Here is a 14,384-nt window from a genome sequence, read left to right as displayed (position 1 = left end):
GGGCGCGGAGCTGCGTGGCGTGGCCGCCGGGGGTGTGGGCGGGTACCGCACCGTGACCGCGCAGGTCGACGGAGAACCGGCCGTCGGGGTAGTGGTCGGCGAGTTCGTGTGCCGCCCGGACCGTGAAGGCCGTCTTGCCCAGACCCGGCTGGCCCGTGATGAGCACCACGGGCGCGGGCCCGGCGGCGGCCGCCGCCCGCAGCCGGGCCAGGTCCTCCGCGCGGGCGGTGAAGTCACCGACGTCGCGCGGCAGTCGCAGCGCGCCGACGGCGGCGGGAGCGGCGGGGGCGGGCGCCGGGCGGAGCCGGCCTGCGGCCGCCGCCCGCTCCAGTTCCTCGGCCTCCGCCCCGGTGGGCGCGAGGACCTCCGTCAGCGCGGTGACCGTCCGCCGCTGCGGGCCCCGGGTGCGGCCCCGTTCCATGTCGGCCAGCGCCCGCACGCTCACCCCCGCCTGGTGGGCCAGCTCCTCCTGGCTGAGCCCGGCGCGCCGGCGCAGGGCGCGCAGCAGGGACGCGAACTCCCCGTGGTCGGCGTCGTCGGTGCTCATCGTGTGCGTCCCCGTACAAAGATGCGGTCGGCCGGTCGTCCGCCCGGACGTCCGGCAGAAGTACACCGCAGCCTACTTCCGCTGGTGGAACTTCCTGGTGACGGCCTCGCTGCCGGTGATGGACTGGCCGGACGCTCCGGCTGCCGCCGGGGCCGATCCGTCGCACCTCATCTCCCCGGGAGGGTCCCGCCATCCGCACGCGTTCCTTGCAGCGCGCGTTCCTCGCCGCTGCCCCGGGCCTGACCGCCGTCGCCGGCGCGACCGCCTCGGCGCGGCAGGCGCAAACCCCTTCGCCGCGCTAGCGGCCCCTGTCTCCCGGCTCCGTCCCCACGCAGGAGGGGCGGGACCGTTCCGGTGGCCGCGAGGCCCCGTCCCCTGAAGGAGCACCACCCCATGTTCAAGCGAGATCACCGCCCCGGGCGGCTGGTCCGCGCGGCCGTCGGCGCGCTCACCCTAGCCCTGGCGGCGCTCGCGCTGCCCGGTGCGACGGGATCCGCCGACGCGGCGGAAGGGCCGCCGAATCGCCTCGGTCCGGTCGCGATACAGAACGTCTCGAGCGGCTTCGCCGTCGACGTCGACGGCGGCGACATGGCGGAGGACCAGAAGGTCCTCCAGCGCTACTACAAGGCGGAGAGGCGCCAGCAGTGGTGGTTCGAGGCGACCGGCGCGCCGAACCAGTACTACATCAAGAGCAATGTGAACGGCGCTTACTGCCTCAGTGCCGCCGAAAACGCCGTCGTCCTGAAGCTCTGCGGGCAGGAGAAGACCGCATGGATCTTCGACGAGCTCGCCACCGACACCTACCGGCTGAAGCTCGCCGGAACCGATCGATACCTGCTGGCGCCCTTCCAGGTCCTCAAGCCCGGCGAGGAGTTCGACCCGGAGATGCTGAAGCGCGCGCCGCAGGGCGGTGAGGAGAATAGCGGCCTGCCTCTCCTCATGGGCGACGAGGCCCTGGCCGACATCCGCGGCAAGTGGTACCTGAACGAGTTGAAGCTGGAGCCGTACGAGCCGCCGGCCGATCCCCGTCTCGACCAGGCGACCTTCCTCACCACGCACAACGCCTTCAACAGCTCCGAATACGGCTACCCCGGCCCCAACCAGTCGCGCACGCTGAGAGCCCAGCTGAACGAGGGCGTGCGCGGGTTGATGCTCGACGTCTACAACGACAACGGCCAGCTCAGGATGTGCCACAGCTCCTGCTTCTGGCTCGGCGGCATCACGCTGGAGAGGGGGCTCAAAGAGATCCGGGAGTACATGGAGGCGAACACGGACGAGATCGTCACCCTCTTCATCGAAAGCGGCCTCTCCGGGGAAGAGCAGATCCTCATGGAACAGACGTTTGAGGCATCGGGCCTCGGCGGACTGATCTTCAATCCTGCGAAGCGCGACGTGAAGACGCAGGGCTGGCCCCGGCTCTCCGACATGCGCCGCCTGAACAAGCGTCTGCTGGTCTTCAGCGACAGGTCCACGAACTTCACGAAGGGGGAGAAGAACGGGAACGGCGAGCCGATCTACTACTATTCCGAGGTCGGCCTGGCCTTCGCCAGGGACTGGACGGTCGAGAACTACTGGTCGCTCGGCGTCGACGGCAACAACTTCGAGTGCTACAGCCGCTGGTCCGAGATCCCGCTCACCCAGACCCATCGCGCCTTCACCCCGCTGTTCGTCATGAACCAGTTCAGGGACGCCCCCACTACCCTCACGGCCCCGCACGACAACGGTCCGGCCCTGGTGGACCGGGCACTGAACTACTGCGGGCCCGCCGCCCGCAAGACGCCGAACTACGTGGCCGTCGACTACTTCGAGTACCCCAGCGCCGAGGCCAACCGCCAGGCGGTCGCCGAGATCAGCCGCCACCGCTACCCGGAGCCCCCTCCGTCCACGCCCGTCCCCGGGCTCCCCGCCAGCGCCGACATCACCTCGGGCAACCGGCGTGCGCCCCTGCCCGGCCTGCCGGACTGGACCGCAGTCGGTTACCGGGGCACTGGCACCCTTCCCGCCGCGCGGAACTTCACCACCGACGCGGCGTGCGTCGTCTCTCCGAGGGAGCTCACCGACACCTACGGGGTGAGAGTCGACGACGCTCTGGACGACTCCGCCGGCCTGCAAAGCGCCATCGACCACATCCGCACCGTGTGCAGCCCCACAGCCTCCTTCGACAAGCTGTCGCTGATCGAGCTGCCCTTCGGACGGATCGACATCACCCGGCAGATCGCCATGGACGCCGACTACCTCGTCCTGAGGGGCCAGGGGCGCGACGCGGGCGGCACGAACATCGTCTTCACGCCGGACGCGAACACCCGCTACGACACCCTCACCGCGGACGGCAGTCGTTGGGACCAGGACGCGATGACGTACGAGGCGGGTGCCGACACCGCCAAGGGCGGCTGGATCTGGCCGGGCCGCGGCCTCTTCCGGGTGCAGACCCGCGAGGTCGCCCCGCGCTACGCCGACGAGTGGGCCGCGGCCCCCGCCAACCGCAAGGACCTCTACGAGGGCTCGGTCAACCAGCACTGGGCCTCCGGCGTGAAGCTGCGCGGTGCGACGGGCGACTCCGCCTACTCCGCGCGGGAGGGCGGCACGGTCGTCCACCTGGCGTCGAACGCCGACATGAGCCGGTTCGCCGTCGGCGGCCACCTGTGGGTGGGCGCGGCGAACAGCCGGAAGTTCTACGAGCAGCAGGCGGTGACGGACACCGGCTACTACGAGGACCTGCACATGCGCCAGCAGGTGTTCCGCATCAGCGGCGTGGACGCGGCCGGCCGCACCGTCACGCTCGACAAGCCGCTGGAGTTCGACCTCCCCCTCGACTCCACCTCCGACGGGTCCGCGCCGATCGGCTCCACCCCGTACGTCAGCAAGGTCACGCCCCTGAAGATGGTGGTCGGCGTCGGCTTCGAGAACTTCGCCTTCACCCAGCAGGTGGACGCCGCCAACGCCGAGCAGCCGGGGAAGAACGACTACGGCAACCGCGCGCCCGCCGACGCCCTGCACGGCCTGGTCTTCAAGTGGGCGGCCGACTCCTGGGTACGGAACGTCGGCTCCCGGATGACCGGCTCGCACCCGATCGTGACCGAGGTCGCCAAGAACCTCCAGTTCGAGAAGAACGTCCTCGACGGCGCCTGGAACAAGGGCAAGGGCGGCAACGGCTACTTCCGGGGCAGCCGCGTCTGGGACTCCCTGTACGCGTTCAACACCACCCGGAACCTGCGCCACTTCACCCTCCAGTGGTCCGCGTCGGGCAACGTCGTCTACGGCAACGACTTCGACTCGGACCTGAACCTGCACGGGGGCTGGGAGCGCCGGAACCTCTTCGAGAAGAACGTCGTCCGGGTCTCCGCCCAGCACGCGCCGGGCAATTGCAGTACCAACTGCGGCGGCGAGGGCGGCGGCACCGAGACGGGCACCTGGTACCCGATCTGGTGGGCGGCCGGGGCGAAGGCGGCGAAGTGGGCCGGCTCTTCCGGGCCGCAGAACGTCTTCCACGACAACGTCCTCACCAAGCAGTTGACCGCCGGCGGCCCGTTCACGGACTACGCGCCGTACACGCGCGTCGGCACCGGCCCTCAGCCGGTGTTCCAGTTCGGCTCCGACCCGGACCTGCCCAGCCGCTTCCGGCACCTCGCGCTCGGCGGCTCGCCGATCTCCGACTGGAACACCCGGGAGACGGCGGACTTCACCGGCGCGGGCGGAGTCAACAACACCCAGACCGGGCCGGTGACCTCAGTCTTCCTCAACAGCACCGGCTGAACCACAGTCCCCCCTGAGAACCGTCCGGAGCATGGCTCCGGGCGGTTCTCGCCCATCTTCGGAGTCCTCGGGCCGGCGGGGACCACCCGTCTCCGGCGAGACCGGCTCTCCCTCGGGCGGCAGCTCGTGGAGAGCCCGCACCCCGACGTGTCGCCCGGACGTCCACGGGCCTGGTCGAACGTCCGGGCGAAGGCGGGGTCGATGAAGTCGCGCCGACGACGGCCGGGAAGGAGCACGGAGGGTGGACCAGCCGTGCTCGTCGGCGATCCATGACACCAAGGGAAAGCGGGCACGACAGGTACCGATCATCGAGGAGATCCGCCCGCTCGTCGCCCAACGCGTCCTGGCAGCATGCCTCGATCCCGATGCCCGCATGCTCACCGGCCCCCGCGGAGGCCGCACCTCCACCGCGGTCCTGCGCGACGCGACTCGCCGGGACGAGGTCGTCACGAGGCTCGGCTACGAGCTCTTGCGCCGGCACGACCTCCGGCACACCGGACTCCCCTGGTTCGCCGACGCCGGCGTCCAGGTGCACGTCCTGCGCAAGATCGCCGGGCACGGATCTCCGACCACCACGCAGCGGTACCCGCACCCCGACGTACACAAGATCACCGCCGCCGGCGCCGCCCTCTCGGCACACCTCACCGCGCTCCGCGCACCCCGGTCCCTGCCGAGCCCCATCGTGGTCGCTCGCCGACGCGGTCAAGGCGGGTTGGTCCCCAACTGGCCCCCAACAACGATCAAGGGGCCGTTCCAGATTGCTCTGAAACGGCCCCTGATCTGTGACTCTTTCGAGTCGGGACGACAGGATTTGAACCTGCGACCCCTTGACCCCCAGTCAAGTGCGCTACCAAGCTGCGCCACGTCCCGATGCCCGTCTGACCTGGGGTTTCCCCCGGCCCTGCGTGCAAGAGAACAATACCGCACTTCCCCGAGTGGTCACGAACCGCTTTACGGGCGTCACACCGGGCGGTGGCCGGAACACGGTCATTGCCGGTGGCATGTGGCAGAAAGACACCTCTTGACGCAGGCGCCCCAGCGGACTCTGCGGCTCCAGATCGGACCAAACACAGTCCGAAGTGATCGTCAACAGCATCGGTTTCGGACAAAGACGGGGGCGATATTGATCCATCCCGGAAAGATCAACACCATGAAGTGTCGGCCTGTTCGGGACGGGACCACTGCCGATGCTCCACCTGCTCGGACCATGCCGGGCAGGCGATTCGCAGGGAGGGACTCGTAATGGACAGCTACTTCAGCAGCCGACTCCATCATCGGCTGAGGGAGACGGTGCGCGGCTTCGCCGAACGGGAGGTGAGACCGCGCATAGCCGAGATGGAGGAGTCCAGGACGGTGCACCACGAGCTGTCCCGGCTCATCGCGCAGCAGGGCTGGCTGGGTGCGACGATCAGCCCGGAGTACGGCGGCATGGGCGCCGGACACCTGGCGAAGACGATCATCATCGAGGAGCTCTCCCGGGTCAGCGGCGCGATGGGCGCCATGGTCCAGGCGTCGCAGCTCGGCACCGCGAAGATCGTCCACTTCGGCTCCGACGCCCAGCGCAAGACCTGGCTGCCGAAGGTCGCCTCGGGCGAGTGCCTGCCGACGATCGCCGTGACCGAGCCGGAGTCCGGCGGGCACGTGCTGGGCATGGAGGCGAGCGCGGTCCGGGACGGCGACGACTACATCCTCAACGGCAGCAAGGTCTACGTCGGCAACAGCCACGTCGGCGATCTGCACGGCGTCGTGGTCAGGACCGGCCCCGGCTCCAAGGGGCTCACCGCCTTCCTCGTCGAGGCCGACCGTCCGGGCTTCCGGCTCGGGCCGCAGCAGCAGGCCATGGGGCTCCACGGCTTCAGCTTCGGCGAGCTGATCTTCGAGGACTGCCGGGTGCCGGCCGCGAACCGGCTGGGCGACGAGGGCGACGGCCTGGCCGTCGCGTACTCCTCCAGCGTGCTCTACGGGCGGGCCAACCTCACCGCCGTCTCGCTCGGCATCCACCAGGCGATCCTGGAGGAGACCACCCGCTTCGCCACCGAGCGGATCCGCTACGGCAAGCCGCTGTCCGAGCTGCCGACGGTGAAGCTCAAGCTGGGCCAGATGCAGTCCCGGCTGATGACCGCCCGGCTCGCCGCGTACCACGCGGTGCACCTGCTCGACCAGGGCCTCTCCTGCGACACCGAGCTGATGAACGCCAAGCTGGTCAACGTCGAGTCGGCCATCGACTCGGGCCGCAACGCCATGGAGATCCACGCCGCCGCCGGTCTCTTCACCGACCGGTCCATCGAGCGCTACCTCCGCGACGCGCACCACATCTTCGCGCCGGCCGGCACCTCCGACATCCAGCTGCTGCGGCTGGGCGAGGTCGCCCTCGGCCAGGGCAAGGGCAGCTGGTCGGAGCGGCTCTCCGACCTGGTCCGCACCCCGGAGCCGGAGCCGGCCCCCGCGTGACGGAACGGACGAGGGCCCGTACGGCGTGTGCCGTACGGGCCCTCGGTCCTGCCCGGACACCGGGCGGAGCGGATCAGAAGGCGCCGTCCTCGCGGCGGTGGATCTGCTCGACGAGCTCCGCCGCCATCGCCTTGATGGTCTCCAGACCGGACCGGCCCCACGGCCGGACGTCGGTGTCGACCACGCAGATGGTGCCGAGGGCGACGCCGGTGCGGTCGATCAGCGGCGCGCCCATGTAGGAGCGGATGCCGATCTCGTCGACGACCGGGTTGCCCGCGAAGCGCGGGTAGTCGCAGACGTCCTCCAGGACGAGCGCCTTCCGGCGGACCACCACGTGCGGGCAGTAGCCGTGGTCGCGCGCCATGAAGCGGCCGACGCCGCCCGCGCCGGCGGCGCCGAGGTCGCTGCCCGAGTGGGAGCCGCCGGGGGTGTGCAGGCCGGCGAAGAACTGCCGGTTCTCGTCGATGAAGTTGACCATCGAGAACGGGGCGCCGGTCACCTCGGCGAGCCGGTGGGCGAACTCGTCGAAGGCCGGGTCGGGACGGTCTCCGAGGCCGAGTTCACGCAGCCGCCGCACCCGGTCCGGGGCGTCCTTGTCGATGGGGGTCAGGAGGAGGTGACCCGTCGGGTCGTAGGTCATGGCGTGACTCCGAAGCTCGGCTCGGTGGCCGGGGTCGAGTTGAGGAGGTGCTGGACGAGGGTCAGGAGGGTGGTGATGGCGGAGCTGGAGATCCGGGCGTCGCAGAGCACGATCGGCACCTCGGGGTGGAGGTCGAGCGCCTGCCGGATCTCCGCCGACTCGTAGCGGAAGGCCCCGTCGAACTCGTTGACGGCCACCACGAAGGCGATGCCCCGCCGCTCGAAGAAGTCGATGGCGGAGAAGCACTCCTGGAGCCGGCGGGTGTCGGCGAGGACGACCGCGCCGAGCGCCCCCTCGGACAGCTCGTCCCACATGAACCAGAACCGCTCCTGGCCGGGGGTGCCGAACAGGTAGAGCACGTTCCGGTCGTCGAGGGTGATCCGGCCGAAGTCCATGGCCACGGTGGTCGTGGTCTTGCTCTCCACGCCCTCCAGGCTGTCGGTGGCGGCGCTGACCGAGGTCAGCAGCTCCTCCGTGCTGAGCGGTTCGATCTCGCTGACCGCCCCGACGAAGGTGGTCTTGCCCACCCCGAAGCCGCCCGCCACGAGGATCTTCAGCGCGGTGGGGAAGGGGTCGGCCGCGAAACCGTCATGGCGTTCAGAGCCGCTGTCGTAGGCCATCGAGCACTGCCTCCAGCAAGGAACGGTCGGATGGGTTGGCGTGGAAGCGCGGGGCCCGCGCGGTGAGGGCCCCGCAGTCCACGAGGTCGGAGAGGAGGACCTTGGTGACGACGGCCGGGAGCCTTAAGTGCGCCGCGATCTCGGCCACCGAGGTGGGCCCGTCGCACAGCCGGAGGGCCAGGCCGTGCTCGGGGCCCATGTGGGGCTGGAGGCCGGATCCGGTCGCCATCACCAGGGAGAGCAGGTCGAGCGAGGCGGTGGGCCGGGTCCGTCCGCCACTGACGGTGTACGGACGGATCAGCCGGCCGGCCGCGTCGTCGAGCCAGGGCCCTTCCTGCGGAGGAGACACGTTCACTGACCGGCGCCACCCGCCGCTGCGGCCGCCTGTCGGGCGGGCGTCACCAGGTACGGGCGGACGCTCTTGACCAGCATCGCCATCTCGTAGCCGAGGACGGCGGCGTCGGCCTCCCGGCCGGCGAGGACGGCCAGGCAGGTGCCGGAGCCCGCGGTGGAGACGAAGAGCAGGGTGGAGTCGAGCTCCACGACGACCTGGCGGACCTCGCCGCCGTCGCCGAACCGGACGCCGGCGCTGCGGCCGAGCGAGTAGAGCCCGGAGGCGAGCGCCGCCATGTGGTCGGCCGCGTCGGGGTCGAGCCCGTGGACGGACTTGACGAGGCCGTCGGAGGAGAGCAGCACCGCGCTGCGGGTGTACGGGACCCGCTGGACCAGACCGCTCAGCAGCCAGTCGAGATCCGAGGAATGGCCGGTCGGCACATTGCCCGTCATCGTGTATCTACTCCTTGTGCGCGTCGCCGTGACGCAGCGACTCCTGGGGGGTGGGCTGGGATTCGGCCAGGCCGATCCCACGCTGGAAGGCGGCCATCAGGCCGGGGTCGTGCAGGGCGTGGTCCTCGGAGGGCCGGGCCTGCGGCTCGTCGCGCAGCTGCGGGACGAGGTGCTCCTGGGCGCGCCGCTTGGGCAGGTCGGGCCGGCCGGGGGCCTCCGCCCGGGGTGCGGGCATCGCCGTCGGCGCGGCGGTGCCGAAGCCGGCCGGGGGGCCGGGACGCTCGGGGGCGACGGGCGCGGGGGGTGCGACCGGCGCCGCGGGCGCGGGGACCTGGTAGGGGTACGCGGCAGGGGCCTGGGCCTCCGCGGGTACGGGGGCGGGGGCGGGCGTCGCGGCCGGCGCGAACGGCGCCGAGGGGGCCTCGGGCCGCGGCTGCGGCGGCTGGACCGGACGGGGCTGCTGGTGCTGCGGGGCCTGCTGGGGCCGGTCGTGCTGCGGCTGCGGCTGCTGGAGCGGCTGCTGGGCCGGCGGCGGGGTGCCGCCGCCGGTGACCGCGGCGGTCTGCCGCTCGTGCTGGGCGAGGCCCTCCGGGTCGGCGCCGAGGAGGCCCTGCGGGAGGACGAGGACGGCCTGGACGCCGCCGTAGATGTTCGACTGGAGGCGGACGGCGATGCCGTGGCGCCGGGCCAGCGCGGAGACGACGAAGAGGCCGATGCGGCCGTCCTGGAGCAGATGGGCGACGTTGACCTGGTCGGGGTCGGCGAGCAGGGCGTTCATCTTGTTCTGCTCGCCGACGGGCATGCCGAGGCCGCGGTCCTCGACCTCGATGGCGAGGCCGGCGGTGACGTACTGGGCGCGCAGCAGCACGGTGGTGTTGGGCGCGGAGAACACCGTGGCGTTCTCGACCAGCTCGGCGAGGAGGTGGATGACGTCGGCGACGGCGTGGCCGCGCAGGGTGCCGTCGATCGGCGGGACGAGCTTGACCCGGGGGTACTGCTCGACCTCGGCGATGGAGGAGCGGAGCACCTCGGTCATGGTGACCGGGTTGGACCACTGGCGGCGGGAGATCGCGCCGCCGAGGACGGCAAGGTTCTCGGCGTGGCGGCGGATGCGGGTGGCCAGGTGGTCGACGTGGAAGAGGCCCTTGAGCAGCTCGGGGTCCTCGACCTCGTTCTCCAGCTCGTCGAGGAGCTGGATCTCGCGGTGGACGAGGGACTGGAGCCGGCGGGCGAGGTTCACGAAGACCTCGACCTTCTGCTCGTTGCCGACGCTGCTGGAGAGCCGGGACGCCTGGACGACGGCGGCGACGGCCGCCTCGTGGGAGCGGGTCAGCTCGGCGCCGAGGCGGTCGAACTCGTCGCCCTGGAGGCCGTCGGGGAGCGCCGGCCGGGGGGCCGGGTCCTCGCCTCGGCGCAACTGCTCGACGAGTGCACGCAGTTCGTTCTGGTCCTGCGCGGCGTCGCGGCGGAGGCCGGCGACGCGGGCCAGGACGGCCCGGGCGGCGCGGTCGGCGCCGAGCGCGGCGGCCGTCACGGAGGCGACGGTGAGCGCGGCGGCGCCGGTGAGCGCGGCCCACAGGGCGGGCGTCGGGCTGGTGCCGGTGGAGCGCAGCGTGAAGAGGACGGCGGCGGCGCCGCCGAGGGCGACGGCGACGGCGGGGAGGACCGAGGTGCGCAGCAACTGGGGGCGTATGCGCACTTCGGCGGGGGCGGCCGTCGCGGGCCGGGCCGGAGTGGTGCCGGTGGTCGTGGTGCGGGCGCCCGATCGGCCGTGCCGCCCGCCCTCGCGGCGGTCGGACCGCGGGGCGGGTGCGCGAAGTTGTGACATGGGTGTCCTTGGTACGTGCCCGGAAGTTCGGCGTACTGAGGGGGTATTGGGGGTACGGGGGTGCTGGTGGGCCGGGGGGTGAGTACGGGGGTGCCGATGAGGACGGCAGGTGCGATGAGCCTACCGATGATCACCGACCACACAGGGTAGTCGTCAACCGTTCATGTGTGGTGCTCAGTTGGCAAACCTGCCCGTAGACCTGCGGAGTCTGGTATCGGAGCCGCTGCGATCGGCCGAGATCGATTGGCCGAAAGTCGACGTCGTGGACCGGGAGTTGTCCGGAGCGGAACCGTACGAAAGAGGGCGGAGAGGCCCATTGACCTCTCTCCGCTGCGGAAACGCCCCCGGCTCGCGCCCGAGCGGAATCCCCCGAAGGGGCTCGGAAACGGCCGCCACCCACCCCTCCCGTCACGGAGCGTGAGGAACTGGGGAGAGGCGGCGTCCCGCTGGAGGGTGAAACCCCTCGTGACCGTCGGCGGCCCGGCGCGGGGCGTCACGCGTGCCGCGCTGTCATCCTGGCGCGATGGACACCGAAGAGACCCCGCCCCGTCCGCTGCTCGTCGTGGACGGGGCCAATGTGGTGGGCTCCGTGCCGGACGGGTGGTGGCGCGACCGGCGCGGGGCCGCCGAGCGGCTGCGGGACCGGCTCGCGGCGGACGGCGGCCCGGCCGACGGGCCGTGGCCGGGGCCGTACGAGATCGTGCTGGTGGTCGAGGGACGGGCCCGGGGCGTGGCCTCCGTGCCGGGCGTCCGGGTGGAGGAGGCGGCCGGCAGCGGCGACGACCTGATCGCCGACATCGCCCGGGACGCGCACGGCCGGCCGTGTCTGGTGATCACGGCCGACCGCGAGCTGCGCCGGCGGGTCGAGGAGGCGGGAGCCCGCTGCGCCGGGCCCCGCGCCCTCCCCCGTACGACCCCCTGAGGGGCCGTCGGCCGAGTGGCGCTCGGGCAGGTCCCGCTCCGCCGGGAACGGCGGGGCTCCCGGGGACGTCGTGCCCCACCCGCCCGACGCGCCCCGCCCGTCCCGGGTTTGTTTGGCCGGGGCGGCGGCGGTGAGGCGAAGGGCATGGAGAATTCGCTGCGGCTGATGATCGCCCTGTGCGGCTCCGCACTGGTCGCGTACGCCGTCGTGCGGGTGGCCGACCTGGCCGCCCGCCGGGCGGACGTGCGGCGGCCCGGCACCCCGCTGTGGGGGCTGCTGCGCCGGTGCCGCGCACCGCTGTTCGTCGTCCTGTGCACGGCGCTGCTCGGGTGGGCGGTGCGCCTCGCCGACTGGGCGCCCGCGCACGACCCCGACGGCCCGGTGGCGCGGGTGCGGGTGCTCTGCCTGATCGGCAGCGGCGCCTGGCTGACCGTCCGGGTCGCCACCGCGCTGGTGGAGTCCTCGTACGCGCGCTACGCCGGGCGCACCACCGACCGGGCGCGGGTGCGGCGGGTGCGGACCCAGGTCACGCTGATCACCCGGGTCGTGTCGGTGGCCGTCGGGGTCATCGCCTGCGCGGTGGCCCTGGTGACCTTCCCGTCGTTCCGGGCGCTGGGGACGTCGCTGCTGGCCTCGGCCGGGATCATCGGCATCGTGGCCGGGGTGGCGGCGCAGTCCACGCTCGGCAACCTCTTCGCCGGATTCCAGATCGCCTTCGGCGACATGGTCCGGATCGGCGACACGGTGGTCGTGGACGGGGAGTGGGGCCTGGTCGAGGAGATCACCCTGACCTTCCTCACCGTGCGCACCTGGGACGAGCGGCGGGTGACGCTGCCGGTGTCGTACTTCACCTCCCGTCCCTTCGAGAACTGGTCCCGCGGCGGCGCCGAGATGACCGGCACCGTCTTCCTCCACTGCGACCACGCCACCCCGGTGCCGCTGCTCCGGGCGCACCTGCGGGACTTCCTGGACACCTGCGCCGGCTGGGACGGGCGCGCCTGGGACCTCGCGGTGACGGACACCTCCCCCACCGGCATCACGGTCCGCGCGCTGGTCACGGCCAAGGACCCGGACGAGCTGTGGACGGTGCGCTGCGCGGTCCGCGAGGAGCTCGTCCGCTGGCTCGCCCGCGAGCACCCGGCCGCCCTGCCGAGGGTCGTCACGGGCCCGGCCCCGCGCCCCGGCGGCTAGCGGCCGGCCGTCACCGGTCGCCGGCCAGAGGCCAGCGGTCAGGGGTCAGCGGTCAGCCGTCAGCGGTCAGTCGTGGGAGTCGTCGCCGTCGCGTCGCTCCTCGGGGGTGGACCAGGAGTCGTCGCGGGGGGCTTGGGGCAGGGTCCGGGTGGGGTCGCCGAGGGACCTCCGCCTGCGGGCCGTGCGACGGGCGCCCCACCAGAAGGCGCCGAGCAGCAGGGCGACGACGACCACCCCGATGACGAGGGCGAAGACGAGGGCGTTCGACCCGGCGGACGCGAGCACGCCGACGGCCGCGGACAGGGAGGATCCGGTCATACGCCGCGTCTCTCCCGTCCCGGCCGCCGCAAACCCCGCCGCGCGACGGCGTCGGATCGGGCAGGCTGGGGGCATGAGCGACCTGTACGGTGCCGCCGTCGTCCTGCGTCCCTCGGTCCCCGGGGACGTCCCCGCGCTGGCCGCTGTCCGGGCCACCCCCGAGGTGCGGGCCCGGTGGCGCGGCGGGGACGACCTCGCCGGGGAGGTCGCCGCCGATCTGGAGGACCCGGCCACGCACTGTCTGACGGTCCGCCACCAGGACCGGATCGTCGGCATGATCCAGTGGTACGCGGAGGAGGAGCCGGACTACCGGCACGCCGGGATCGACGTGTTCCTCGACCCGTCGGTGCACGGCCGGGGCCTGGGCACGGACGCCGTCCGCACCCTCGCCCGCCATCTCGTCGACGACCTCGGCTTCCACCGGCTGGTCATCGATCCGGCCGCCGACAACACGGCGGCGATCCGCTGCTACGAGAAGGTCGGCTTCCGTCCGGTCGGCGTGATGCGCCGGTACGAACGGGGCGCGGACGGCACCTGGCACGACGGCCTGCTGATGGACCTGCTGGCCCCGGAACTGGTGCGCTGAGCGACGGCCGCGCGCGTCAGACCCGCCCGGGGAGCGCTCGGTCGCGGGAGGCGGCCACGGCCGGCTGCGGTTCCGACACGCACAGGGTGTCGACCATGCGGTTCAGTTTGTTCCGGGCGCGGGTGGCGTGGGCGCGCGGCAGTCTGATCTCGGCGAGGGCGTGGTCCGAGCCGGTGACGACGTACGCCAGGGCGAGGACGGGGGTGCTGGAGAGGGAGGCGGCGATCCGGCCCAGCGCCCCGGGAGAGTCCCGGAGCGAGACGACCACCGTGCACGTGCCGGTGCCGGTGCCGGTGCCGGCGTCGCTCTTGGTGTCCGTGTCCGCGTCCGCGTCCGTGTCCGCGTCCGTGTCCGTGTCCGTGTCGATGGAGAGGGTGTTGTTCGCGTAGGCCATGGGATGTTCCTGTCCAGGTCTGCCGGGTCGGGGTTTCCGGGGAAACAAAAAGACCCCTCGTGGAACACGAGAGGTCTGCGTGCGGGCGGTGGGGTCGACCGGGAGGGATCGCCTCCGGGTCACCTCGGTGCCGACACGCGGGCGCTGATAATGAGCCGCCACTGCATGCTCCGATCGTGCCACGGAGGGTCACACCCTGGAAAGCCCGTCTCACTCACCGGACAGGCGGGGGGCGCCGCGTCGGGTGCGGTCCGTGGCCGGGGCGGGGGGGGGGGGGTGGTGCGGGCCCCCGACCGGCGGTAGGGGGGGGCCCCGGTCGGCGGCGAGCGGCAGGCCCCCTAAAGCAAC

At 72.3% G+C, this 14,384-nt stretch carries 13 protein-coding genes, 1 tRNA gene and 1 pseudogene; 6 read left to right on the top strand and 9 right to left on the bottom strand.

Annotated features, from left to right (window positions below):
* Positions 1-547: multiprotein-bridging factor 1 family protein (locus ACFW1I_RS34085; protein WP_384677258.1), on the bottom strand; the 547-nt coding region annotated here is incomplete at its 3' end.
* A gap of 393 nt (positions 548-940) precedes the next feature.
* Here ACFW1I_RS34085 and ACFW1I_RS34080 point away from each other — a divergent pair.
* On the top strand, positions 941-4,300 hold the full coding sequence (locus ACFW1I_RS34080; RefSeq protein ID WP_384677256.1) for a phosphatidylinositol-specific phospholipase C domain-containing protein: 3,360 nt from the start codon (positions 941-943) through the stop codon (positions 4,298-4,300).
* A 241-nt stretch (positions 4,301-4,541) separates the two neighbouring features.
* Positions 4,542-4,886 (top strand): annotated as a pseudogene (locus ACFW1I_RS34075) (tyrosine-type recombinase/integrase); the annotation flags it as partial.
* Between the two features lie 210 nt (positions 4,887-5,096).
* Here the strand turns inward: ACFW1I_RS34075 and ACFW1I_RS34070 are convergent.
* A tRNA-Pro gene (locus ACFW1I_RS34070) sits at positions 5,097-5,170 on the bottom strand.
* 372 nt (positions 5,171-5,542) lie between these two features.
* On the opposite strand from ACFW1I_RS34070, the gene ACFW1I_RS34065 reads away from it, so the two are divergent.
* Complete coding sequence (locus ACFW1I_RS34065) at positions 5,543-6,751, top strand: acyl-CoA dehydrogenase family protein (protein ID WP_384677254.1); 1,209 nt, start codon at positions 5,543-5,545, stop codon at positions 6,749-6,751.
* Between the two features lie 73 nt (positions 6,752-6,824).
* Here the strand turns inward: ACFW1I_RS34065 and ACFW1I_RS34060 are convergent, their stop codons facing one another.
* From ACFW1I_RS34060 to ACFW1I_RS34040, 5 genes are read right to left on the bottom strand one after another with little or no spacing between them, the layout of a single operon-like run.
* Complete coding sequence (locus tag ACFW1I_RS34060) at positions 6,825-7,391, bottom strand: GAF domain-containing protein (RefSeq protein ID WP_384677252.1); 567 nt, start codon at positions 7,389-7,391, stop codon at positions 6,825-6,827.
* Positions 7,388-8,011, bottom strand: a complete 624-nt coding sequence (locus ACFW1I_RS34055; protein WP_384677250.1) for an ATP/GTP-binding protein — start codon at positions 8,009-8,011, stop codon at positions 7,388-7,390. Before ACFW1I_RS34055 ends, ACFW1I_RS34060 begins: the two co-directional genes overlap by 4 nt.
* Complete coding sequence (locus ACFW1I_RS34050) at positions 7,989-8,360, bottom strand: DUF742 domain-containing protein (protein WP_107049256.1); 372 nt, start codon at positions 8,358-8,360, stop codon at positions 7,989-7,991. The genes ACFW1I_RS34055 and ACFW1I_RS34050 overlap by 23 nt, the downstream gene beginning before the upstream one ends.
* Positions 8,361-8,362: 2 nt before the next feature.
* Positions 8,363-8,797 (bottom strand): roadblock/LC7 domain-containing protein, encoded by a 435-nt coding sequence (locus ACFW1I_RS34045; protein ID WP_384677248.1) that lies wholly within the window; start codon positions 8,795-8,797, stop codon positions 8,363-8,365.
* Between the two features lie 7 nt (positions 8,798-8,804).
* The gene (locus tag ACFW1I_RS34040; protein WP_384677246.1) at positions 8,805-10,625 is read right to left on the bottom strand and encodes a sensor histidine kinase; all 1,821 of its coding nucleotides are present in this window, start codon (positions 10,623-10,625) and stop codon (positions 8,805-8,807) included.
* 523 nt (positions 10,626-11,148) lie between these two features.
* On the opposite strand from ACFW1I_RS34040, the gene ACFW1I_RS34035 reads away from it, so the two are divergent.
* On the top strand, positions 11,149-11,547 hold the full coding sequence (locus ACFW1I_RS34035; protein ID WP_384677244.1) for an NTP pyrophosphohydrolase: 399 nt from the start codon (positions 11,149-11,151) through the stop codon (positions 11,545-11,547).
* Positions 11,548-11,691: 144 nt separating this feature from the next.
* Complete coding sequence (locus ACFW1I_RS34030; RefSeq protein WP_384677243.1) at positions 11,692-12,738, top strand: mechanosensitive ion channel family protein; 1,047 nt, start codon at positions 11,692-11,694, stop codon at positions 12,736-12,738.
* A gap of 66 nt (positions 12,739-12,804) precedes the next feature.
* Here ACFW1I_RS34030 and ACFW1I_RS34025 read toward each other — a convergent pair whose 3' ends face one another.
* Complete coding sequence (locus tag ACFW1I_RS34025) at positions 12,805-13,056, bottom strand: DUF6479 family protein (protein WP_384677241.1); 252 nt, start codon at positions 13,054-13,056, stop codon at positions 12,805-12,807.
* A 73-nt stretch (positions 13,057-13,129) separates the two neighbouring features.
* Here ACFW1I_RS34025 and ACFW1I_RS34020 point away from each other — a divergent pair, with 73 nt between their 5' ends.
* Positions 13,130-13,642, top strand: coding sequence for a GNAT family N-acetyltransferase (locus ACFW1I_RS34020; RefSeq protein WP_384677239.1), 513 nt, complete (start codon positions 13,130-13,132; stop codon positions 13,640-13,642).
* A 16-nt stretch (positions 13,643-13,658) separates the two neighbouring features.
* Here the strand turns inward: ACFW1I_RS34020 and ACFW1I_RS34015 are convergent, their stop codons facing one another.
* Positions 13,659-14,036, bottom strand: coding sequence for a hypothetical protein (locus ACFW1I_RS34015; RefSeq protein ID WP_384677237.1), 378 nt, complete (start codon positions 14,034-14,036; stop codon positions 13,659-13,661).
* Positions 14,037-14,384 lie beyond the last annotated feature (348 nt).

Source organism: Streptomyces sp. NPDC058955 (assembly GCF_042741435.1).
Lineage (GTDB): Bacteria > Actinomycetota > Actinomycetes > Streptomycetales > Streptomycetaceae > Streptomyces.
The sequence above is the reverse complement of the archived record's forward strand: the minus strand, read 5'-3'. Positions and strand labels throughout refer to the sequence as shown.

Excerpts from the sequence above, each read along its gene's own strand:
- ACFW1I_RS34080 (WP_384677256.1), top strand. The coding sequence starts at position 941 with ATGTTCAAGCGAGATCACCGCCCCGGGCGGCTGGTCCGCGCGGCCGTC.
- ACFW1I_RS34065 (WP_384677254.1), top strand. The coding sequence starts at position 5,543 with ATGGACAGCTACTTCAGCAGCCGACTCCATCATCGGCTGAGGGAGACG.
- ACFW1I_RS34060 (WP_384677252.1), bottom strand. The coding sequence starts at position 7,391 with ATGACCTACGACCCGACGGGTCACCTCCTCCTGACCCCCATCGACAAG.
- ACFW1I_RS34055 (WP_384677250.1), bottom strand. The coding sequence starts at position 8,011 with ATGGCCTACGACAGCGGCTCTGAACGCCATGACGGTTTCGCGGCCGAC.
- ACFW1I_RS34045 (WP_384677248.1), bottom strand. The coding sequence starts at position 8,797 with ATGACGGGCAATGTGCCGACCGGCCATTCCTCGGATCTCGACTGGCTG.
- ACFW1I_RS34040 (WP_384677246.1), bottom strand. The coding sequence starts at position 10,625 with ATGTCACAACTTCGCGCACCCGCCCCGCGGTCCGACCGCCGCGAGGGC.
- ACFW1I_RS34035 (WP_384677244.1), top strand. The coding sequence starts at position 11,149 with ATGGACACCGAAGAGACCCCGCCCCGTCCGCTGCTCGTCGTGGACGGG.
- ACFW1I_RS34030 (WP_384677243.1), top strand. The coding sequence starts at position 11,692 with ATGGAGAATTCGCTGCGGCTGATGATCGCCCTGTGCGGCTCCGCACTG.
- ACFW1I_RS34025 (WP_384677241.1), bottom strand. The coding sequence starts at position 13,056 with ATGACCGGATCCTCCCTGTCCGCGGCCGTCGGCGTGCTCGCGTCCGCC.
- ACFW1I_RS34020 (WP_384677239.1), top strand. The coding sequence starts at position 13,130 with ATGAGCGACCTGTACGGTGCCGCCGTCGTCCTGCGTCCCTCGGTCCCC.
- ACFW1I_RS34015 (WP_384677237.1), bottom strand. The coding sequence starts at position 14,036 with ATGGCCTACGCGAACAACACCCTCTCCATCGACACGGACACGGACACG.